The sequence below is a fragment of the Paenarthrobacter sp. PAE-2 genome (assembly GCF_026013155.1).
GTDB lineage: Bacteria > Actinomycetota > Actinomycetes > Actinomycetales > Micrococcaceae > Arthrobacter > Arthrobacter ureafaciens.
Map to the genome: position 1 here is coordinate 1 of NZ_JAPDNV010000050.1, position 20,895 is coordinate 20,895.

At 62.6% G+C, this 20,895-nt stretch carries 20 protein-coding genes; 4 read left to right on the forward strand and 16 right to left on the reverse strand.

What is annotated here, in order from left to right; all coding sequences use genetic code 11:
• Nucleotides 1-121: 121 nt before the first annotated feature.
• Both OCL88_RS19090 and OCL88_RS21175 read left to right on the forward strand, forming a co-directional pair.
• Nucleotides 122-937: an HAD family hydrolase gene (locus OCL88_RS19090; RefSeq protein ID WP_264963564.1), complete on the forward strand. Its 816-nt coding sequence runs from the start codon at nucleotides 122-124 to the stop codon at nucleotides 935-937.
• Nucleotides 938-1,466: 529 nt separating this feature from the next.
• Nucleotides 1,467-2,042 (forward strand): endonuclease domain-containing protein, encoded by a 576-nt coding sequence (locus OCL88_RS21175; protein WP_319951669.1) that lies wholly within the window; start codon nucleotides 1,467-1,469, stop codon nucleotides 2,040-2,042.
• A gap of 241 nt (nucleotides 2,043-2,283) precedes the next feature.
• Here the strand turns inward: OCL88_RS21175 and OCL88_RS19100 are convergent, their stop codons facing one another.
• The 11 genes from OCL88_RS19100 to OCL88_RS19150 form a co-directional block, all read right to left on the reverse strand.
• Nucleotides 2,284-2,382 carry a 30S ribosomal protein bS22 gene (locus OCL88_RS19100; RefSeq protein ID WP_003792170.1) on the reverse strand — a complete coding sequence of 33 codons (99 nt, stop codon included), beginning with the start codon at nucleotides 2,380-2,382 and terminating at the stop codon, nucleotides 2,284-2,286.
• A 171-nt stretch (nucleotides 2,383-2,553) separates the two neighbouring features.
• Complete coding sequence (locus OCL88_RS19105) at nucleotides 2,554-2,766, reverse strand: helix-turn-helix domain-containing protein (RefSeq protein WP_021474348.1); 213 nt, start codon at nucleotides 2,764-2,766, stop codon at nucleotides 2,554-2,556.
• A gap of 150 nt (nucleotides 2,767-2,916) precedes the next feature.
• A complete protein-coding gene (locus OCL88_RS19110) occupies nucleotides 2,917-4,065 on the reverse strand; it encodes a 3-deoxy-7-phosphoheptulonate synthase (RefSeq protein WP_264963566.1) in 1,149 nt (382 codons plus the stop codon).
• A gap of 220 nt (nucleotides 4,066-4,285) precedes the next feature.
• Nucleotides 4,286-5,293 (reverse strand): acetylxylan esterase, encoded by a 1,008-nt coding sequence (locus OCL88_RS19115; protein ID WP_264963567.1) that lies wholly within the window; start codon nucleotides 5,291-5,293, stop codon nucleotides 4,286-4,288.
• Between the two features lie 48 nt (nucleotides 5,294-5,341).
• Nucleotides 5,342-6,049, reverse strand: a complete 708-nt coding sequence (locus OCL88_RS19120; RefSeq protein ID WP_264963568.1) for a YesU family protein — start codon at nucleotides 6,047-6,049, stop codon at nucleotides 5,342-5,344.
• Nucleotides 6,046-6,717 carry a rhamnogalacturonan acetylesterase gene (locus OCL88_RS19125; protein ID WP_264963569.1) on the reverse strand — a complete coding sequence of 224 codons (672 nt, stop codon included), beginning with the start codon at nucleotides 6,715-6,717 and terminating at the stop codon, nucleotides 6,046-6,048. Before OCL88_RS19125 ends, OCL88_RS19120 begins: the two co-directional genes overlap by 4 nt.
• Nucleotides 6,718-6,762: 45 nt before the next feature.
• Entirely contained in the window at nucleotides 6,763-7,635 is an 873-nt protein-coding gene (locus OCL88_RS19130; RefSeq protein ID WP_264963570.1) for a carbohydrate ABC transporter permease, read from the reverse strand.
• Entirely contained in the window at nucleotides 7,635-8,609 is a 975-nt protein-coding gene (locus OCL88_RS19135; protein WP_166187355.1) for an ABC transporter permease, read from the reverse strand. The genes OCL88_RS19130 and OCL88_RS19135 overlap by 1 nt, the downstream gene beginning before the upstream one ends.
• A complete protein-coding gene (locus OCL88_RS19140) occupies nucleotides 8,606-10,138 on the reverse strand; it encodes an extracellular solute-binding protein (protein WP_062097805.1) in 1,533 nt (510 codons plus the stop codon). The genes OCL88_RS19135 and OCL88_RS19140 overlap by 4 nt, the downstream gene beginning before the upstream one ends.
• A complete protein-coding gene (locus OCL88_RS19145; RefSeq protein ID WP_264963571.1) occupies nucleotides 10,128-10,433 on the reverse strand; it encodes a hypothetical protein in 306 nt (101 codons plus the stop codon). The genes OCL88_RS19140 and OCL88_RS19145 overlap by 11 nt, the downstream gene beginning before the upstream one ends.
• On the reverse strand, nucleotides 10,426-11,187 hold the full coding sequence (locus OCL88_RS19150) for a YesL family protein (protein ID WP_264963572.1): 762 nt from the start codon (nucleotides 11,185-11,187) through the stop codon (nucleotides 10,426-10,428). The genes OCL88_RS19145 and OCL88_RS19150 overlap by 8 nt, the downstream gene beginning before the upstream one ends.
• Before the next feature lie 290 nt (nucleotides 11,188-11,477).
• Between OCL88_RS19150 and OCL88_RS19155 the strand changes: the two genes are divergently transcribed.
• A complete protein-coding gene (locus OCL88_RS19155; protein ID WP_264963573.1) occupies nucleotides 11,478-13,502 on the forward strand; it encodes a DUF6807 family protein in 2,025 nt (674 codons plus the stop codon).
• Here the strand turns inward: OCL88_RS19155 and OCL88_RS19160 are convergent.
• Genes OCL88_RS19160 through OCL88_RS19180 form a run of 5 tightly spaced genes read right to left on the reverse strand, consistent with a single transcriptional unit; the run spans nucleotide 13,499 to nucleotide 18,612 of the window.
• Nucleotides 13,499-14,779 carry an MFS transporter gene (locus OCL88_RS19160; RefSeq protein ID WP_264963574.1) on the reverse strand — a complete coding sequence of 427 codons (1,281 nt, stop codon included), beginning with the start codon at nucleotides 14,777-14,779 and terminating at the stop codon, nucleotides 13,499-13,501. The genes OCL88_RS19155 and OCL88_RS19160 overlap by 4 nt on opposite strands.
• A gap of 15 nt (nucleotides 14,780-14,794) precedes the next feature.
• Nucleotides 14,795-15,403 (reverse strand): Poxvirus protein I5, encoded by a 609-nt coding sequence (locus tag OCL88_RS19165; RefSeq protein WP_264963577.1) that lies wholly within the window; start codon nucleotides 15,401-15,403, stop codon nucleotides 14,795-14,797.
• A 19-nt stretch (nucleotides 15,404-15,422) separates the two neighbouring features.
• A complete protein-coding gene (locus tag OCL88_RS19170) occupies nucleotides 15,423-16,343 on the reverse strand; it encodes a carbohydrate ABC transporter permease (RefSeq protein ID WP_069695902.1) in 921 nt (306 codons plus the stop codon).
• The gene (locus OCL88_RS19175; protein WP_021474333.1) at nucleotides 16,340-17,293 is read right to left on the reverse strand and encodes a carbohydrate ABC transporter permease; all 954 of its coding nucleotides are present in this window, start codon (nucleotides 17,291-17,293) and stop codon (nucleotides 16,340-16,342) included. The genes OCL88_RS19170 and OCL88_RS19175 overlap by 4 nt, the downstream gene beginning before the upstream one ends.
• Nucleotides 17,294-17,325: 32 nt before the next feature.
• Nucleotides 17,326-18,612 carry an ABC transporter substrate-binding protein gene (locus OCL88_RS19180; protein ID WP_264963575.1) on the reverse strand — a complete coding sequence of 429 codons (1,287 nt, stop codon included), beginning with the start codon at nucleotides 18,610-18,612 and terminating at the stop codon, nucleotides 17,326-17,328.
• Between the two features lie 205 nt (nucleotides 18,613-18,817).
• On the opposite strand from OCL88_RS19180, the gene OCL88_RS19185 reads away from it, so the two are divergent.
• The gene (locus OCL88_RS19185; protein ID WP_264963576.1) at nucleotides 18,818-20,836 is read left to right on the forward strand and encodes a beta-galactosidase; all 2,019 of its coding nucleotides are present in this window, start codon (nucleotides 18,818-18,820) and stop codon (nucleotides 20,834-20,836) included.
• Nucleotides 20,837-20,895: the final 59 nt, after the last annotated feature.

Sequence of the window (20,895 nt, forward strand, 5' to 3'; positions counted from 1 at the left end):
CCAGCCCCACCCGACCATCCCTCTCCCACATCCCACCCACTTCCCACCATCCCTCCCACCCCCGGGGCGGCGTGAACGCGCCTCCCAGCGAGGGGCGGCGGCAATTGACTAGACTCAATGCATGCCCGAGGAGAATAACGCCGCCATAGCCGCGGCTGCCCTAGCGCAGTCGAATACCGGTGAGGCTGCTTTCTTCGACGTGGACAACACCTTGATGAAGGGCGCGAGCCTCTTCCATGTGGCCCGGAAAATGTACGAACGAAGGGCCTTTACGCTGTCCCAGGCGGCGGGATTTGCCTGGAAACAGTTCAAGTTCGTATTGCGTGGCGAAAACCTGGATGATGTCCACGCCGTCCGGGACTCGGCCTTAACGCTCGCCGCAGGAATCACCGTCGATGACATCAAAGCGCTTGGCGAAGAGGTCTACGACGAAATGATCGAGTCCAGGATTTGGCCCGGCACCAAGGCCTTGGCGGAGCAGCATCTTCGAATTGGTCGACCCGTCTGGCTGGTTACTGCCACTCCTATCGAAGTTGCCACAGTGATATCCACCAGGCTTGGGCTGACCGGCGCGTTGGGTACCGTCGGTGAGATCGAGGACGGTATGTATACCGGGCGTTTGGTGGGAGACATTCTGCATGGCCCGGCCAAAGCAGTCGCCGTCAACCTGGTCGCTGAAAGGGAAGGCCTGGACTTGGAGCACTGCTGGGCCTACAGCGACTCCGCCAATGACATCCCGCTCCTCACCATGGTGGGCCATCCCGTGGTGATCAACCCTGATTCCCGGCTTCGCAAACACGCCCGCGAGAACAACTGGCCGGTATACGACTTCCGCTCCGGTCGCCGCGCGGCAACCCTCGGCCTCAAAGCCGCTACGGTCGGCGGGGCTGTTTACGGACTGTGGCGGGGATTCAGCCGTTTCCGCACCCCCCGCTGACCCTCTATCACTTCCCGCCGCCTTTCCCGGCTTCCTCTATCACTTCCCGCCGCCTTTCCCGGCTTCCTCTATCACCCGGCCAGATCGGCCACCGACCTGTGGATAACTTCTGCGGGCATCGAGGCTTTCCGGCAACAATGCCTTTATGGAAAAGCCTTCTCTCATCAGCCCTCGACTGCCTTACGCGCCCTTTACATTGAGTGAAGCCAAAGCTGCGGGGTTACAGCAGACCGAGCTATGGCGGCGAACTGACATCCATCCTGTCAGCAGGGGCCTCTATCGACCGGTGGAGTGGGATTTCGACCTTGCAGCAGCAGCACGGTCGTTGTCCGCCGCCAGCCCGGGAGCATGGATTTCACACGTTACCGCCGCAAGATTGCAGGGACTTTTCCTTCCGCCGTGGTTGTCAGATTCCAACGAACTGCACCTCAGTAAACCCAGGAAGCTTCCGCCTGTGCGCCGCAAAGGAGTGGTCGGACATACCGTGTTGGCCTTTGACGGTGAAATCGAGGAGACGCAGGGAATTCGTATGACCACGCGTTCGAGGACGTGGCTCGACTTGGCCACACAGCTACCGTTATACGACCTCATCTGCGTTGGAGATCAGCTCATACGCGTGCCGAGGCCGGAGTTGGAAGGACGAACTGCTCCATACGCAACCCCCGCTGAACTGCGCACACTGCTGGACCGTCACCGCGGAAGGCAGGGCGTCGTCCGCGCGCGTGAGGCCTTCGAGCTTATGCGCGTCGGCGCTGATTCGGCACCGGAAACGCGGCTTCGGCTCGCCATGCTCGATGCTGGCCTCCCGGAGCCTGAACTCCAAGTGAAACTTCGGGTAAGGGATCCCTTCTCGCCGACTACCGACCTGGGCTTCAGGGCCCGCCGGCTCGCCATACAGTACGACGGCGGCCATCACCTTGAGGAGGAACAGATCCTCAGCGATATGCGCAGGGATAAAGCCTTTCGGGCGGCCGGATGGACCGTTTTGGTATTCGACAAAGACGACGCGGGAGAAGACTTCGTCTCTGCAACGAAGCAGATCAAAAAGGCACTGCGGACGGCATGGATGGACCCTTCGGTCGAGTCCGGGTTCGCCCGGGGGTGACAGAGCAACACCCCACAACCGGCGGGACGTGACAGAGGAACACCCCACAACCGGCGGGACGTGACTGAGGAACACCCCACAACCGGCGGGAGGTGATAGAGGGACGCCCCGAAACCGACGGGACGTGACAGAGGGACGCCCCGAAACCGACGGGACGTGACAGAGGGATGCGGGAGGGGCGGGGATGCAAAAATGCCCGCCGCCTGGGAGGCAACGGGCATTCACGCTTGATGAAGTATTTCTACTTCTTATTGCGGCGCTGGTGGCGAGTCTTGCGAAGCAGCTTGCGGTGCTTCTTCTTGGCCATACGCTTGCGGCGCTTCTTAATAACTGAACCCACGAAAGTTCCTTACAAACTAGATGAAGGTCCTGTCTGTTGGAACGGATCCGCGGACAAAGCAGCAGACAGTACAACTGACAGATTCTTACAATGACGTAAAACGTTCCTTAACAGGGTACCGCTTCACAGAGGTACCCGATGACCACGGCCCGCTGTGCGGACAATCGGCACTCAGGCGGTCTCGGTTTGCCCGTCCACAACAGCACCCTTCAGGTACTGTGCGACGGCCTCCTCGGGGACACGGAAAGAACGGCCGAACCTTACGGCCGGCATTTCTCCGGAGTGAACCAAGCGGTACACGGTCATTTTGGAAACGCGCAGGACGTCGGCCACTTCGGCCACCGTCATGAAACGCGCGTTCGAGAAGTTAGTCTCCGCGGACATTTCCCATATTCCTTTGCTCTCAGACAATAGGACACCCCCAGCAGAACGGTGTGCCGATGCTGAGCCATCAAACAACCATGTCTAGATACTCTAGAGGCTGATGGTGCCAATGTGAAAGCACTTTGGGAAAAGTGGGACTGTACTTCCCGCCTACTCCCCCGACGCCAGCCGACGCTTCCGGGCCGAGGCGGCAAGCTGCTCCAGAACGGAAGCAGTAACGTCCCACTCCATGCAGGCATCGGTGACGCTCTGGCCGTAGACGAGCTCCTGTTCCCCCGCGAGCTGCTTGGCGACGTCCAGGTTCTGCGCTCCGCCAACCAGGAAGCTTTCCAGCATGACGCCGGCGATGGGGGTGGCCGGATCGGATTCCAGCTGGGCGCCGATCTCCAGCGCCACTTCGGCCTGGCGGTGATGACTCTTTCCGCTGTTCGCGTGGCTTGCGTCGACGATCAGCCGGGGGTTCAGGCCCTTCGAAGAGAGCTTCTCCGAGGCATGGGCCACGTCATCCTGCGAGTAGTTGGGGCCCTTGCGTCCACCGCGGAGGATCACGTGCGTGTCCGGGTTTCCGGCGGTTGCCACCAAAGCCGCGCGGCCGTCGTCGTCGATTCCCAGGAAGGCCTGTTCGGCGGCAGCGGCGCCGCAAGCGTCGATGGCTACTTGGAGGTCGCCGTCGGTACCGTTCTTGAAGCCGATCGGCATGGACAGTCCGGAGGCGAGCTGGCGGTGGATCTGGCTTTCGGTGGTCCGCGCGCCGATGGCACCCCAGGAAACCAGGTCAGCCATGTACTGCGGGCTGATGGGTTCCAGGAACTCCGTGGCGGTGGGCAACCCCAAGGAAGTGACCTGCTTCAGGAAGCCGCGGGCGGCGCGGAGGCCGGAGGCAATGTCATGGCTCCCGTCCAGGTGGGGATCGTTGATGAGGCCCTTCCACCCCACGGTGGTGCGCGGCTTTTCGAAGTAGGTCCGCATGACGATCAGCAGGTCTTCCTTGTGCTTCTCGGCCTGGCTGACCAGCCGGCGGGCGTATTCGAGGCCGGCCTTTGGGTCATGGATGGAGCAGGGGCCCACGATCACCAGCAGCCGGTCGTCGACGCCGTCCATGACGGCGCGTACTTCGTCGCGGCCACGGTCGACGACGGCAGCCGAGCGGGCGTCCAGCGGCAACTCCGCGATGATGTCCTGGGGCGCCGGAAGGGGCTCGAAGCGGGCCACCCGGAGGTTGGAGGTGGCGGGCTGCGCGGCGCCAAGGGCATCAACGGGGTGGGCGGCTGCAGCGGTTTCGTGGGCGATGCTGGTCATTTTCTGGGTCCTGTTCCGGTGGCGGAGCGGGCCCCTTTTCAGAACCCGCCGGATATGGCGAAGGACAGAGAATCATCTCTGCCCTGTTGGCTCTGAAGGAAAGTTGGATGCGTGTCAGTTAGACGCGGGCCCCTCCAGAGCCAACGAAAAATACGCATACCAACGCTTAGTCATAGCCACACCATAACCGCGGCGAATCAGCCCCGGCAAATCGCGTCCGTCATGATGACAAAAGTTTGCGCAGGAACTGCAACTGCTTGATCCAGTGGTGTTCCTGCCCGCCCTCGTGGTTGTTGAAACGGTAGACCTCAATGTCCTTCTCCGGAGTACCGCCGGAAAGGCCGTAGTTGTTGTAGCCGGCAAAAACGGTGGACGGCGGGCAAATGTCGTCCATTTGGGCGGCGGAGAAGAGGGCCGGGACAGAGGCGGCCTTCCCCAAGTGCACGCCGTCGAAGTAGTTCAGCACGGCGAGCATGGCCTCGTAGCGGTCCCGGTGCCGGCCGAGGAACGATGCGATCTCCGGGTACGGTCCCCGGGGCGTGATGTCGATGGCCCGCGGGAAGTCCTGCAGGAACGGGACGTCGGGCATGGCGGCGATAACGCCGTCGAGCCTTCCTGCTGCCAGCCCCGCGGTGGCCACGGTGATGCCGCCGCCCTGGCTGATGCCCGTCAGCACCACTTTGGAAGGGTCGACGGCGGGATGGCTCTGTGCCGCTTCGACGGCACGGAAGGCATCAACATAGACACGGCGGAAGTAGTAGTCATCCTGGTGCCGGATACCGCGGGTCATCAGGCCGGCATAGGCCACGTCCCCAGCAGAGGAATGGGGATCCGGGGTATCGCCGGAAACGCCGCCGTAGCCCTGGCCGCGCGAGTCCATGATGAAGTGCGCGTATCCGGCCTGCGCCCAGCGTGTGTTCTGGTTGGCCAGCCCCCGGCCGCCCGAGTAGCCGATGAACTCAACCACAACGGGCAGGCGCTGCCCGGGCTGGAGGTGTGCGGGGAGGTGCAGCCAGCCCTTGATCCGGTGGCCGCCGAAGCCGGAGAAGGTGACGTCAAAGGTGTCGATGACGGCGAGGTAGTTGTCGACGGGCTCGAAAGTGGCATCGAGGGAAACCTGGCGCGTTTCCTCAATGGTCCGGTCCCAGAACGGTTGGAGGTCGGCTGGCTGGACGGCGCTGGAGGTGTAGTCGCGGAGCTGTTCGAGGGGAAGGTCGAAAAGTGGCATGGTCCGTTCCAAGGAGAGAGGGTGGGTGGTAGCTCAGTTGGGGACATCCTACGTCATGGCAGCGTGGTCTCCGTCACTCATGGGCGTGACCTCCAGGTTCCGGTAGGCCGCGCGGAGCGGAGCCATCTGGCGGATCCCGAAGTAGCCTCCACCCAAGGGCACGGCCGCCGGGTCCGACCATGCGAACAAGGACAAACCGTTGATGGAGAAAAGGACCCGCGGCCCGTCCTTGACCACTTCCATGCGGTAGAAGCCATCCGCGTCCTCGGCCGGCGGGAGCGGATCGGCTCCCTGCGCCATGAGTTCGAATCCGGCGCTCTTCCGGAGGTTGCAGGTGCGGAACGCGCGCTCGGAAGCGTACTTGTGCCGAAAGTAGGAGATGTGAAGGGCGTCGATGTCGCCGGAATGGTACTGCGGATAGAATCCGGTGCGCGGCGCGAGGGCGGGGGAAAACAGGTCCTCGCCACCGTGACCGCGGGCGGCGAAGAACACCATCGCCAAGCCCGGTTCTTCGATCGGCTTGAACTCCCACGTGATGCGGACGTGGTCCGGCAATTCGCGGGGACACCACAGCGTCCAGTGGGCATGGTCGCCGTGGACTTCAGGATCAAGCGCGCCCGACAGCAGCAGCGCAGGACCGCCGTCGTCGCCTGAACCGTCGTCGTATGTTTCCAACTGAACGGGCCCTTCGGCGATCCAGTCGGCAACGTCGCCGGGCCCCCTGAGCTTGTTCCCGTAAACGGTAGCGACGCTCAAGCCTGTGCCCCCGCGCCCAATGACACCGGCAGACCAAACCCGAGCGTTTCCAGTTCGCCCGCCACGTGAGCCGCGATCAACCGCGCACCCTTCTCATGAAAGTGCGTGTTGTCCTCAAGACCGCCGACCCAATGCGCATGCTCCCCGGGTGCGAAGTGGAAGAACAGCTCCGTGGAACCCTCCTCCCCCAACTCCAGATACAGTGCGCGGGTCCAGCGGTTCAGGTCGATGACGTCCAGCCCCAGCTCGGCGCCGAGTTCACGCACGACGGCGGGATACTCACCGAGCGTCTCCTGAAGGGCGCCGCCGTCGAAATGCCGGCGTTCCACCGGTGTACACAAAATCGGAATCCCGCCCTTGGAACGCACCTCGGCAACCATGCGCCGGAGGTTCTCCGCGTAGCCTGTCCGGGCGGCGAGGTGTGCGCGCTTCTGGTCGTTGTGTCCGAACTGGATCAGGACCACGTCGCCTTGGACCGCCTGATAGAGAAGCTGGTGCCAGAGGCCTTCCTCGCGGAACGACTCCGTGGTGGCGCCGCCCTTGGCGTAGTTGTGCACGGCCGCCCACCAGTAGGTTTCCGGCGCCAGGTGGGCGCCCCAACCGCTCATGGGGTATTCGTAACTTTGGCAGGCCGCCACTGTGGAGTCGCCCGCAAGGAGGATTTTCATGGTTTGTCCTTTGGTGTGAGCCTTGTGAGCCAAGCCTTGTGAGCCTCAGCCCTTCACTGAGCCGATCAGCATTCCCTTGGCGAAGTGCTTCTGGAGGAAGGGATAGAAGATAAGGATGGGCAGGGTGGCCACAACGATCACCGCGAACTTCACGCCTTGCTCGGGCGGGATGTAAGTGGGGTCCACATTGCCGGTACCCAGGAGGTCCGACGCCGCCGTCACTTGCCGGAGGTACATCTGCAAGGTCCACATGCTGTTGTCGCTGAGGTACAGCAACGGAGACATGAAGTCGTTCCAGATCCCGACGGCGTAGAACAGGGCGAAGGTGGCCAGCACGGGCTTGGACAACGGCAGCAGGATGCGCCAGAGAATTCCAATCTCCGTGGCACCGTCCATCTTGGCGGACTCCTCCAGTTCTCCGGGTAGCTCCTGGAAGAAGTTCTTGATGATGATCAGGCTGAACGGGTTGATGGCCGCCGGCAGGATCAACGCCCAGTAGGTGTTCAGGAGGCCGAGGTCCTTGACCAGAAGGAAGGTGGGGATCATTCCGCCGGAGAAGACCATGGCAAAGACCACCAGGGAAAGGATCAGTTTCCGGCCCCGGAGTCCGCGCTTGGCCAGCGGGTAGGCCATGGTCACCGTCAGCAGGAGCTGGATCAGGGTGCCCACCAGGGTCACGAGCACCGTGGTGAGCAGGGCCTTGGTGAACGCAGGCGTGGAGAAGATGTACTCGTAGGAACCGAGCGTGAATTGTTCAGGCCAGATGAAGAACGGTCGCCTGGTGATTTCCGCTTCGGAAGCGAACGATCCGGCAAGGACGTACACGAACGGCAGCAGGGTGATGACCCCCACCAGGGACAGGAAAACGTAGTTGGCGGCGTCGAAGATCCGCCCGCCGCGGGTGTTGTGAATCTTCATTAGAACAGTCCGCTCTGGTTGAAGCGTTTTGAGAGCCAGTTGGTGCCGAAGATGAGCACGATGCCCACCAGCGACTTGAAAAGCCCGACGGCGGTGCTGTAGCTGTAGGCGCCTTGGGTGATGCCAACAAAGTAAACGTAGGTATCAAAGACATCGGCCACGCTGCGGTTGAGTGCGTTGGTCATAAGGTAGATCTGCTCGAAGCCGGTGTTGAGCATCTGCCCGATGGCCAGGATGAGCATCACGATCACTGTGGACCGGATGCCGGGAAGGGTGATGTGCCACACCCGCCGGAAACGGCCGGCGCCGTCGATGATTGCGGCCTCGTATTGGTCCTGGTCGACGGTTGCCAGCGCGGCGAGGAAAATAATGGTTCCCCAACCGGTGTTCTTCCAGATTTCCTGGAGCACGATCAACGGCCGGAACCAGTTGGGATCGGAGAGGATGTCCACGTTGGTGCCGAAGAGTCCGTTGACGAACTGGAAGAGCGGGCCAATGTCCAGCGCGAACAACAGGAAGCTCAGGGACGCGACGATGGTCCAGGACAGGAAGTGCGGAATGTAGACGAGGGTCTGGACGGTGCGCTTGAGGATGCTGAGCCGGACTTCGTTGAGCAGCAGCGCCAGCACGATGGTCAGCGGGAATGCGATGCCCAGGTTGAGGAAGGCAAGGATCAGCGTGTTGCCGAGCAGCCGGGGAAAGTCAGGGTTCGCGAAGAAGTCCTGGAAATGCTGCGTTCCCACCCAGGGGCTGCCGTTGACGCCGAGGAAAGGAACGTAGTCCTTGAAGGCGATGGACACCCCGTACATGGGTCCGTACCGGAAGATCGCAAAGTACAGGAGCCCCGGGAGCAGGAGCAGGTAGAGCCACTTGTAGTGGGCGAAGTGGACGGCAAAACCGCGCCGCCGCACCGGGGCGGGCGGCTGCGTGGCCGCCCGCTCCGGAGCTTTGGTCTCAACGACGGGCGCTGTCACTTCTTGTTTTCCTGCCAGAGTTTGTTGATTTCTTCCTTGACCTTGTCACCGCCGCTGGTGTTCCACAGCTTGATGGCGTCCTTCAGGCCCTGCTCATCGATCTGGCCGGCGAGGTACTTGATGCGGGCGTCGGCAACGATGTTGTCCAGCTGGGCGCCCTTGGCAACGTAGGTTGGCGAGACGAAGGCGGCAGCCGGGTTGTAGACGGCGCTCTTGAGGTCTTCGGCCATCACGTTCTGGCGGTCTTCGAATACCTTTTGTTCGTACTCGGAGGCCTGCTTGACGTCGTAGAAGTTGTTGCCGGTGACGTTGGTGCCAAGCTGTGAGTAGCTCTTAACGTCGGTGTTGATTTCTTTGCCTTCCGGAGTCTCCGGCGTGATCTTGGCAGCGAGGTTGTCCTGGACCGTGAAGTTGACGCCTTCGATGCCGTTGTTCAACAGCACGGCCGCTTCCTTGCTGTTCATGGTGTCCAGGAACTTCAGGACGTTATCCAGCTCAGCTTCCGTGCGGACGCTGGACTTGGGAATGGCGAGGAATCCCGAGTAGCCGTCCGTGGGGTGGGCGTGCAGTTCTCCGTCCGGGCCCTTCAGGCTTCCCACGAAGCCCACTTTGTTCTGGAAGTCAGCAGGGTTGGCCTGCTTGAAAAGGTTGATCAGTACGCTGACCCGGGAGTCGACGTCGACGATGATTCCGCCCTTGCCGTTGAAGAACGGTTCATTCCACTTGGTGGGATCGAAAGTGGCGAAATCAGGATTGATGAGTTTCTCGTCCACCATCTTCTTGATGAACCGGTCGGCTTCAAGGAATTCGTCCGTTTCGAAGCTCGGGACCAGCTTGCCGTCCCGTTCCGTCCATCGATTGCCTGCGCCAAACCAGGTTTCCATCAGGTCGTAGGGGCTGTTGGTGCCCAGCGATCCCCATTTGGGGATGGTGATTCCGTAGGTGTCGTTCTGGCCGTTGCCGTCCGGATCCTGTTCGGTGAAGGCCTTGGCAACTTTGTAGAGGTCCTCCACCGTTTCAGGAGCCTTCATGCCGACTTTGTCCAGCCAGTCCTGCCGGAACATCACGGCCGCACGGATCGGGTTGCGGGCCCGGAAGACCCCGTATACCTTCCCGTTGACGCTTGCGTTCTGTTGGACTTCAGGGAAGGTGGTCTTGAGGTTGGGGTAATCCTTGAGCTTGTCCGTCAGGTCCCAGAACGCTCCGGCCTCGGCGTTCTTCACGAAGCCCGGGGACTTGCTCTGGACCACCAGCACCTGTGGAATGTCCGAGGAAGCCAGGGTGATGTTCATCTTGTCTTCGTACGAGGCATTCGGTGCCCACGAGATAGTGATGTCCTTGCCGGTCATCTCTTCGAGCTTCTTCTGTACCGCACCATCGGAGGAAGGCGGCTGTGCCTCAAGGAATGGCGCCATGATGCTGATGCTCTTCATGTCGGCGGCTTGGGGCTCACCCCCGCCGCATGCGGTCAGCGCCAGTGCGGCGGAAACAACGACGGCGGCTGCGAGCGTTGATCTTCTACGGTTCATGATGTTCCTTTTCCACTTCTTCGGGGTTGGTGTCCGTCGGGAGTTCCAGGTTTCGGCCGCCGTGGAACCGCTTGATGGTCCACAACTGCGTACTCGCCAAAATTTGATACGTTTCATTAATGTCGCCGCCAGAGCCGGACAGAGTATTCAGATCCCCTCCTGGTGACTGGCCGGAGATGGCTTCCCGGGGCGGGACAGGCGAGGGAACTTCACCCACGGCATCCCAGGAGCCGACGTCGAGGGCCCGGTGCAAAACGGGCCGCATTAGCGGCACTTCGGGACCGACGTCACGCAAGGCTGGCCTCCTTGTTTGCCGGCACGGTGGTGCCGGTGGCAACAAGAGCCGGTCGGGCAGCGGTCACACGTGAAGCTGCTCCGGAAGCGGCCGGCGGCGCCAGCACCCCAGCGGCACCATCAGCAGCCGCGCTCCCTTGGGCAACGGCGTCGTCATTGGCCGTGAAGAAGCGGTCGCACAACCAGCCCGTGACGTACAGCCAGGCGCCGACCCCAAAGAACGGAATGAGCCCCGGAACCTGGCGGCATGCGAACGCGGCCGCGGCTGTCATGAAGAGCAGGATGGCCGTCCCAGCCAAGTGGCGCATGGCGAAGCGCGAAGACATGAGGAAGTACTGGGGAATGGTCAATTCGTAGCGGGCAAACATCGGGAAGAGGTGGCAGAGGGCGCCCGCAGCGAACAGGACCAGCAGGAGAACGGCCATGGATGCCACCTGCGAGCCCAGGTCCCAGCCGGCCGAGAAGTAGCTCCAGTTCAGGAACAAGGCAGCGGCAACCAACAGCACCGGAACGCCCAGCAGATTCCCTTTGACGAAGTTTCTGAAGTACTCACGCGCAAATCGCTTCAGCAGCGGTGCCGCATTTCCTCGAACCCGGTCGCGCACCAGGATGTGCGCAGCCGCCGTGCTTGGACCTACACCCAGGACCACCCCGCCCAGAAGGGTGAAAATGAGCCAGAAAATATTGAGGCAGGCGATCCAGAGGAGTGTGTCGAAGAAGGTGTAAGCCCGGAATCCGAGTCCGCCAGACGGCATGGAACTCCCCCCTTTCTCCATCGTTGCAGAATTGGCAGCCGCGTGTGCGGCATCACAAAGTAAACGGTTTCAGGCAATCTAGCCGCGTCCCACTATGCAGGTCAAGGGCTTGTTTGAATCGTTACATCTTTTTGGTAGCTTCAGCGCAACTCCAAGGGCCGCCTATGGGAAAGCGCTTGCCGCAGTCGGTACCAAGGCGATAACCTGAAGGCCCGACCCAACCCCGGACGTGACGATGGCGTCAACCGCCCCTCGTCCAGCCGGCTGTTGTGAAACGCCAGAGGAGACCCATGGGCACGCCGTCAACCGATTCGCCAACCTCGTCCGTGGAGGTGTCCCCCGCCTCGTCCGGAAGCGCCCGGGTTGCACTGGTTGGCGTCCACGGATTCGGCGAACACCACCTGCACAACCTGGAACGGCTCAGCGTCGAAAAGCTGGTGGACCTCGTTGCCGTGGCCGACCCCAACCCGCCCGCCGCCGGCACCCTGCCCGGCACGACGGCTGTCTATCCGGACCTGGACGCGCTCCTGGCCGCGGACCACAGGCCGGACATCGTCATTGTTGCCACCCCCATCCAGACCCATGCACCACTTGCCTTGTCCGTGCTGGCTTCCTCGGCCCACCTCTACCTTGAGAAACCTCCCGTTGCTTCCATGAAGGACTTCCTCCACCTGCAGGAGGCTGCCGGGAAAGCCGGCAAGAGTGTCCAGATCGGCTTCCAGAGCCTTGGCTCCCACGCCCTCAAGGCGCTGGAACAGCTCGCCAAGGGTGAAGCAACCGAAGACTTCCCGTCGATCGGCAGGCTTAAGGGGATATCGGCTTCAGGCCGCTGGGTGCGTGACCGGGCCTACTACGCTCGGTCACGATGGGCCGGAAAACGCAGCCTGGATGGCGTGGATGTGGTGGATGGCGTTGCAACCAACCCGCTGGCACACGCCATTGCCACGGCACTGCGGATCGCCGGGGCCCGCACCGCAGCCGACCTCCAGTCGGTGGATACCGACCTTTACCGGGCCAACGACATTGAAGCGGACGACACCTCCGTGATCCGCATGCGCACCATCCAAGGGCTGCCGATCACCTGTGCCCTGACGCTCTGCGCTTCAGAATCGGTGGAACCGTACGTCACACTGCACGGCACTGAAGGAACGGCGGTGTTCCACTACACCGAGGACCGCGTGACCGTCCGCACCGAGGCCGGCGAAGCAACACGGGAGTTCGGACGGGACGACCTGACGGAGAATCTCCTGGGCCATCTTTCCCAAGGCACCCCGCTCCTGAGCCCGCTGGATCACAGCGGCGCCTTCATGAAGGTCCTGGAAGCCATCCGAACAGCTGAACCACCAACTGCCATCCCGTCCGATGAAGTGAACTGGATGGGAACAGGCCAACAGGCCCACGCGGTACTTCCCGGGATCGAAGAGATCCTGGAACGGGCCACAAAAGCCCACGCCACGTTCTCCGAGCTCGGGGTCTCCTGGGCCTGCCGGGATTCGACCGGTACAGAGCCGCTCTTCAGGGATTCCCCGGAGGCCTCCCTGCAACGCGGTTCAACGCTGTGGAACGAGCTTTCACCGCGGCCCTACCTGCACCCGGTCTCCACGCTTGCGGGAACAGTTGTTACCGACCACATGCCCGTGGACCACGTGTGGCATCTCGGTGCCGGGTTCGCCCTCCAGGACGTCAACGGCACCAATTTTTGGGGCGGCCGCAGCTACCGTCGCAGCGCCGGCAGGTACGTGGACCTCGAGGACCACGGCCGGATTGCCATCCAGAACATCAATCGAGGACCGGGCAAGACCACGCTGGACCTGCAATGGATCGGCGCGGACGGTTCCACTCTGCTTCGGGAAGTGCGGAGCTTCGAACGTACTTCCATTGACCACCGCACGTGGCGACTGGACATCCGGACCGAACTGACCGGCGTCGTTGATTGCTCCTTGGGCAGTCCGGGCTCGCATGGCGCCGCCGGCAGCGGCTACGGCGGTTTCTTCTGGCGGTTGCCTGCCAATGGTTCGGCCCGCGTCTTCTCCTCCACAGCCGAGGGCGAACCTGACGTGCACGGTACCGTGGCGCCGTGGCTGGCGTGGACCGGGGATTTCGACGGCGGCCCGGCAACTCTGGTGTTCGGCGCGCCCCCCGAGTCCCCGGATCCGTGGTTCGTGCGCCTCCACCAATACCCGGCGGTGGGTTCGGCCTTGGCTTGGGATTCACCGGTGAACCTCGCTGCAGGCCGGAGCCTGAGCCGCACCATCACAGTCTGGATCAGCGATGGAACGCTCACGTCAGAGGAGATCGAAGGCTTGGTCGCCTAGGCTCGCGAGCGCCTGCGCAGCAACACGGCAACCACAAAGGCGGAGGCCATCCCCAACCCGCCCGTGACCACCAGTCCGGTGCGAACGCCGAACTCCTCCGTCAGCCATCCGGCCAGCAAGCCGCCCACGGCATGCCCACCCAGCAGGAGGGGAAAGTACAGTGCCAGCACCCTGCCCCGGACGTGTGATCCTGCCTCAAGTTGCACCGCAGTAGCGGCACTTGTCAGGAACAGCAGGGTCATAAAGCCCACCACCACCAGCATCACAACGAATGATTCCTGGGTGGGCATCAAGGCTGCCAGCAACTGGGACAGGCCGAACAGGCCGGCGCTGGCCACGATTCCCTTGCGGCCGAAGCGCTTGATCCGTGTAGCCAACAACGCCCCCGTCAAAGCTCCCAAGGCGCTGACAGTGTTGAAGAGGCCGAAACCCGCGGGCCCGCTGTGCCACACCCGGTCAGCGAACGCGGCCAGCACCACGGGCCCGTTCATCCCGAACGCACCCATCAGCCCGGCCAGGATCATGGTGAGGAGGAGCGGCGGACGGGCACACACAAAATGGAAGCCGGCCAGGATCTGCCCCCGGCCGCTGGTGCGCGGGAGCGGGTTGTGGTTGTCGGCACCATGGTGCAACTCTGCCGGACGAATCGCCACGATCATGGCCAGGACGGCGGCCCCAATGCCCGCATTGGCCGCGAACGCCGCCGCCGGACCGGCCTGGGCGATCACGACGCCGGCAAGGGCGGGCCCCAGCATTGCACCGAGTTGTCCTATGGCGCTGTTGAGCCCGATCGCTGCGGGCAGGCCCCGGTCCCCGACTACCTCGTTGACGAAGACCTGCCGCGCAGGCCCGTCGATGGCGCTGGTGACGCCAAGGATGATGCAGCTGGCGTAGACAACGCCGACGTCGGTTCCGCCGGTTGCGCTCCAAGCGGCCAGTCCCGCTGCCAGCACCGTTGCCACCGATTGGCAGGCCAACAGGATCCGGCGTTTGGGAAAGAGATCCACCAGCACGCCGCTGAGCGGACCCACCACCAGCATGGGCAGGAATTGGAGCGCCACGGCCAGCCCCACCGCTGCGGGGCTTCCGGTTAGCTGCAGGACCAGCCAATCCTGCGCGAGCCGTTGCATCCAGACGCCGCCGCTGCCGGCCAGCGTCAGTGCAATGAAGATGCGGTAGTTGTGCTGCCGGAGCGGGTAGTGCCACGTCTCCGGATCAGGAGCGGTTGGAGCAGGACGTCGGGAAGTGAAGCGCTGGGAAAACGGGCGCGGCGGCAAGGCTGGGGTCAGCTCCTATGAGCGGGATCGGATCTTGATGGCGGCTGCGGCGAGGACGAGCGTTCCGGGGACAATCACAAAGAGGGCCTGAAGCATCCACACGAACACCACGGCCATGCCTACCGCAGCAAGCAGCAACAGCGTGCCCGACCAGTCGCGCAGCATTTCTTCCTTGGCGTTCGAGTACGCGGCTGCCCAGCGATCCCGGCCTGCAATCTCTTCCCGGCCGCTCCAACCCGCGGCGATCCTCAGCAGCAGGACGGCGCCCACGGCGGCCAGCACGACTGTCGCCGGAAGGATCAGCAAGCGTCCCGGCAGTTGCCCCACCAGTGCGAGCAGCAGGTTCAGGACAATCACGACGCCGGCCACCGCCGTCGTGATCCCGAACTTCCAACTGCCGGGCAGTGCCAGGCGGAAGTTCCGCCACAGGGTCTTGAGGGAATCGTCCCTGCCGCTGAGGTGCCGCTCAAGGTGCGCGACGCCGGCAGCATAGGCCGCGGGCAACGTCACCAACGGCAGGGACAACAGGAGCACTATGACGCCGGCGAGGATGGCTTCGGAAAAGAGGGCAAAGCGGTTGACCGGGATGCCCGGCTTGTCCGAAGACTGTCCAGTGGTGTCCATGATGCTCACGTGTCTTCTCCTAGCCCTTGAGGCCCTGGGTTGAAACGCCTTCGACGATGTAGCGCTGGAAGATCAGGAAGAACACCAGCACCGGCAGCAGGGCGAGGACCGACATGGCAATCATTGCGCCGTAGTCGGAGGACTGTGTCTGGTCCACGAACAACCGCAAAGCGAGCGGGAGCGGATACTTTTCCGGGGTGTTAAGGTACAGCAGCGGGCCCAGGAAGTCGTTCCAGCTCCAGATGAAGGAGAAGATGGACGTGGAAATCAGTGCCGGCTTCATCAGCGGGAGCATGATGGAGCCGAAGATCCGCACATGCCCGGCACCGTCGATGCGGGCTGCTTCGTCCAGTTCAGCAGGCAGGTTCCGCATGAACTGCACCATCAGGAAGACGAAGAAGGCATCGGCTGCGAGGAACTTGCCGATCAGCAACGGCACGTAGGTATCCACCAGGCCCAACTGCTGGAACACGATGTACTGCGGAATGATCACCACGTGGAAGGGCAGCAGCAGGGTGGCAATCATCATGCCGAAGAACAAGCCGCGCCCCGGGAAGTTGATCCGGGCGAACGCGTAGGCGGAAACACTGGCGGAGAGGATGGTTCCCACCACCGCCCCGACGGCCAGGACCAACGAGTTGGTGAAGAACGTCAGCGTGCTGACCCCGCCGATCCCGTCCATGGCGGTGATGAAGTTGTCGAAGCTGAAGTTGGCGGACCACAGGGCTGTGTTGCCGCCGCCGATCTCCGAATTGGGCTTGAAGGATGAGGCAATCATCCACAAAGCCGGATACAGCACGATCGCTACCAGCGCCAGGGCAACAACGTGGAAGATGATGCTCTTGACGCGCTTTGCCGTTCCGGATTCCGACTTTGGGTTGTAGGCGGGAGCCGGTGCGGGCGCAGGTGCTGACTGCATGGGAGTTGCCGTTGTTGTCATTTTGAATCACCGCTGTAATGGACCCACTGCTTGGACGTCTTGAAGAAGATCAGCGTGATCACGCCGACCACGATCACCAGGAGCCAGGCCATCGCCGAAGCGTAGCCCATCCGGAAATCGCTGAAGCCGCGCAGGTAAAGGTAGAGCGTGTAGAAGAGGGTGGAGCCGGCAGGCCCGCCTTCACCGTTGGAGATGATGTAGGCCGAGGCGAAGATCTGGAACGCGTGGATGGTTTCCATCAGCAGGTTGAAGAAGATCACCGGCGACAGCATGGGCCAAGTGATGTTGAAGAACTTCCGCACCGGCCCGGCACCGTCCATGGACGCTGCCTCATAGAGATCCGCCGGGATCTGCTTGAGGCCGGCCAGGAAGATAACCATCGGAGCACCGAACTGCCAGACGGTGAGCAGGATCATCATGGGCATCGTCATGGAAGGGTTGCCCACCCAGCCGCCCAGGTTGATCCCGAAGAAGGACAACCCCTGATCCACGGGTCCCGAGTCACCGAACATGGCTTTCCAGACGATGGCGATCGAGACCGACGCGCCGATCAGGGAGGGAGCGTAGAACGCTGAACGGTAAAAGCCCTGGCCCTTGCGCTTGCTGTTGAGCAGCATGGCGATCGCCAAAGCGGCTGCGAGCTTCAACGGGGTACCGAAGACCACGTAGCTCAGGGTCACTCCCACCGATTGCAGGAAGCGCTCGTCCTGGAAGAGGGTGGCGTAATTGTCAAAACCTATCCACTTGGGAGCTTCGAAGAGGTTGTAGTTGGTGAAGGAAAGGTAGAGCGAGGAAATCATGGGCCCTACGGTGAGGGCGATGAATCCGAGCAACCAGGGCAAAAGGAACGTGTAGCCGGCGCGGGCATCCGCGCCGCGCCGCCGCGACTTGCGCGGTTGCGGGGCGGCGGACGTCCGGGGGCGCCTGCTCAGGGTTGGGCTTTGAGTCACGAGATACGTCCGTTGGTTGGGGAAAGCCTGTATCAGGCGTTCTGCTTGATGAGGTCTTCGGCTTCCTTGAACCACGCGTCTGCGGCACTGTCCACGGTCAGCTTGCCGTAGTTCAGTTCAGAACTGATGCGCTTGAAGGAAGTCTCCAAGGTGCCGAAACCGACGATCGGCGGCTCCGGAGCATCTTTGAGGTACTTCTCGATGGACTTCTCGTAATCCACCACCAGCCTGTCAGTGCCTTCGAACGTGGTGCCGTCGCGCTGGGTCTTCGACGCCGGAACACCGCGGGAGGTCTTGAAGATCTGCCCCACCTCGGGGTCGTTGACCATGAAGTCGATGAAGCGGGCGGCTGCGTCCTTGTACTTGGTCTTCGCGCTGGCAACCATGAGCATGGAGGGCTTGAGGAAGAGCCCCAGGTTGTCCGGATCGTCCGACGGGACAGGAACCAGTTTCAGTTCCTTGGCGCCGCTGTCAGCGAGGTATCCGGCCATGAAGTTGTCCCACGTGACTTCGGTTGCCGTGACATTGGAGCCAAAGGGAGACTTCGGCAGCAACTGGGTCACCTTGTCCTCGCCCACAATGGCCCCGGTGCCGCGGAGGTCGGCGGCCAGGTTCCACCACTTCTTCAGGTCGTCCTTGGAGAAGCCCAGTTTGCCTTCATCGGTGAAGGCCTGGATGTTGTTCTGACGCAGCCAGATGTTGAAGTTCCACCACACCCCGGTGTAGTCGGTACCACCGAACAGCGTGCCGTTGCCCTTGGAGCCGACCTCCGTGAGGAAGGCGTTGAATTCCTTGTAGTTCCAGCTGCCGTCCGGCTCTGTGATGCCCAGGGACTTGAGCTTTGCGGGGTCGTAGTAGACGGCGAAGGCGTTGGTGCTGGTGGGGATGCCGAAGGTCTTGCCGCGGATCTGCCCGGAGGGAAGAAGGGACTTGTCAAAGGCGTCGGTGTTGATCTTGACCGTGCTGAGGTCCAGGAGCTGGTTGCGCTGGCCGTAGTCGCGCAGGTAGGACAAATCCCACTGCATGACGTCCGGCAAACCGCCGCCTGCGGCTTCCGTGGCACGCTTTTGCCAGTACCCGTTGAAGTCGGTGAAGTTGCCGTTGACCTTGATGTCCGGGTTCTTGGACTCGAACAGCGCTATGGCCTTGCGGGTGCGCTCCGCACGGTCGTCGTTGCCCCACCACGTATAGGTGATGGTCACCGGATTCTCGGCAGAACCGGTCTGTCCCGCCGACGAAGACTGCCCGCAGGCGGCGAGGAACGCAGCCGATGCCGCGCCCATGGCCACCGTGGTGAGGAAATTCCTTCTGTTGATCATGAGAGCCTCCTTGCTCAGTCGGTGCAAGCCCCATGTGATCCGTCCAACGTGGCAGTGATCTCGCTTACACTCTTTCTGAAACGATACAATAGCCCCAATCGGAGATCTGGGCAAGCGTTTTCCAAGAAGGGTGGTTTTCAGTTTTCCGGTCGCACCATGCACCGCATATCCCTGCCAGCACCGCAGAATCGACGAAGGAGTCCCCTTGCTTTCACCTGAAACACCACGCGGTCCGTCCGTTTGGAGCAGCGTCCCCGGGCTTGGGTACGGCGGTGACTACAACCCCGAACAGTGGCCCGAACACGTCCGGCTCGAAGACATCGATCTGATGAAAGAGGCCGGCGTCAACCTGCTGAGCGTTGCCATCTTTTCCTGGGGCCTTCTTGAGCCAAGCGAAGGCAATTACGACTTCGCCTGGCTTGATGATGTCCTGGACAATCTCCACGGCGCGGGCATCAAGGTGGCCCTGGCCACCGCCACCGCTTCTCCCCCGGCATGGCTTGCCCGCAAGCATCCCGAAATCCTTCCCGTCACTGCGGAAGGAACCCGGCTGGAACGGGGCTCGCGACGGCACTACTCGCCATCGTCGTCGGTGTACCGCCGGTACGCCACAACCATGACGCGGGTCATCGCCGAACGCTACAAGGACCACCCGGCGCTGGCACTGTGGCACGTCGACAACGAACTCGGCTGCCACGTCGGCGAGTTCTACGGCGAAGAGGATGCAGCCGCTTTCCGCCTGTGGCTTGAGCGCCGCTACGGCAGCATCGATGCGTTGAACGAAGCGTGGGGCACAGCCTTCTGGTCCCAGCACTACGCATCCTTCGACGAAATCATCCCGCCGGGCCTGGCCCCCACCACGCTCAACCCGGGCCAGCAACTGGACTTCGCACGCTTCAACTCCCGGGCCTTCATGGACTACTACCGCGAGCTGCTGGCAGTACTGCGCGAGGTCACCCCCGATGTCCCGGCCACCACCAACTTCATGGTCTCCAGCGCGACCAAGACCCTGGACTACTTCGACTGGGCCAAGGACATGGATGTCATCGCCAACGACCACTACCTGGTGGCCGCCGATCCCGAACGGGAGATCGAACTCGCCTTCAGCGCCGACCTGACCCGCGGAGTCGCAGGCGGCAACCCCTGGATCCTCATGGAACATTCGACGTCGGCCGTGAACTGGCAGCCCTACAACCAGCCCAAGATGCCTGGCGAAATGCTGCGCAACTCACTGGCCCACGTCGCGCGCGGGGCGGACGCCGTCATGTTCTTCCAATGGCGCCAAAGCAAGGCCGGTTCGGAGAAATTCCACTCGGCCATGGTTCCGCACGGCGGCCGCAACACCCAGGTCTGGCGCAACGTGGTGGACCTTGGGGAGGCCCTGCGCAGGCTGGAGCCGGTCAAGGGTTCACGCGTGGAATCGCGCGTAGCCATCGTCTTCGATTACGAGGCGTGGTGGGCTGCCGAGCTGGACTCGCACCCCAGCCAAGGCATGAAATACCTGGACACAATGCGGGCATTCCACCGTGCCCTGTACCTGCGCGGCGTGACTGTAGACTTTGCCCACCCCTCCTCGGACCTGGGCGGTTACGACCTCATCCTCGTTTGCACGCTGTACTCGGTCACCGACGAAGCCGCCGGGTCCATCGCCGCCGCAGCAAGCGATGGAGCTACCGTCCTCATCAGCTACTTCAGCGGGATCGTGGACGAACGCGATCACATCCGGTTGGGCGGCTACCCGGGCGCGTTCCGGGAACTGCTGGGAATCCGGACCGAGGAGTTCCACCCGCTCTTCCCCGGCACGCCGGTGACCTTGAGCGATGGAACCGCCGGCTCGGTGTGGAGCGAACAGGTACAGGCGCTCGAAGCCACCGAGGTCCTTTCCACGTTCACGCACTACCCGCTCGAAGGCGTACCTGCCGTGACCCGCCGGGCCACGGGCGCCGGCTCGGCCTGGTACCTCGCGACCCTCCCGGATGCGGATGGCGTCGATGCACTCACCGCGCGGTTGTTGGAGGAAGCAAAGGTGACCTCGGCAGCGGAAGCCTCTGCCGCCGTCGAGCTTGTCCGCCGCCGCGACGCGGACGGCCGCAGCTTCCTGTTCGCCATCAACCACAGCCGGGAGGAAGTGGCTGTGAAGTCCGACGGCGTGGAGCTGCTGGGCGGCCGGCGTTTCAGTGGCGTGGTGCCCGCCGGAGCCGTGGCCGTCATCGCCGAAGACTGACCATGTAGCGCTCAGGCGGCGCTGCCGCACCGTGGTGTTAGAAAGTGTTCTCACGGTGG

Coding starts and splice junctions, on each gene's coding strand:
- OCL88_RS19090 (WP_264963564.1), top strand. CDS start 122: ATGCCCGAGGAGAATAACGCCGCCATAGCCGCGGCTGCCCTAGCGCAG.
- OCL88_RS21175 (WP_319951669.1), top strand. CDS start 1,467: ATGACCACGCGTTCGAGGACGTGGCTCGACTTGGCCACACAGCTACCG.
- OCL88_RS19105 (WP_021474348.1), bottom strand. CDS start 2,766: ATGTCCGCGGAGACTAACTTCTCGAACGCGCGTTTCATGACGGTGGCC.
- OCL88_RS19110 (WP_264963566.1), bottom strand. CDS start 4,065: ATGACCAGCATCGCCCACGAAACCGCTGCAGCCGCCCACCCCGTTGAT.
- OCL88_RS19115 (WP_264963567.1), bottom strand. CDS start 5,293: ATGCCACTTTTCGACCTTCCCCTCGAACAGCTCCGCGACTACACCTCC.
- OCL88_RS19125 (WP_264963569.1), bottom strand. CDS start 6,717: ATGAAAATCCTCCTTGCGGGCGACTCCACAGTGGCGGCCTGCCAAAGT.
- OCL88_RS19130 (WP_264963570.1), bottom strand. CDS start 7,635: ATGAAGATTCACAACACCCGCGGCGGGCGGATCTTCGACGCCGCCAAC.
- OCL88_RS19140 (WP_062097805.1), bottom strand. CDS start 10,138: ATGAACCGTAGAAGATCAACGCTCGCAGCCGCCGTCGTTGTTTCCGCC.
- OCL88_RS19150 (WP_264963572.1), bottom strand. CDS start 11,187: ATGCCGTCTGGCGGACTCGGATTCCGGGCTTACACCTTCTTCGACACA.
- OCL88_RS19155 (WP_264963573.1), top strand. CDS start 11,478: ATGGGCACGCCGTCAACCGATTCGCCAACCTCGTCCGTGGAGGTGTCC.
- OCL88_RS19165 (WP_264963577.1), bottom strand. CDS start 15,403: ATGGACACCACTGGACAGTCTTCGGACAAGCCGGGCATCCCGGTCAAC.
- OCL88_RS19170 (WP_069695902.1), bottom strand. CDS start 16,343: ATGACAACAACGGCAACTCCCATGCAGTCAGCACCTGCGCCCGCACCG.
- OCL88_RS19180 (WP_264963575.1), bottom strand. CDS start 18,612: ATGATCAACAGAAGGAATTTCCTCACCACGGTGGCCATGGGCGCGGCA.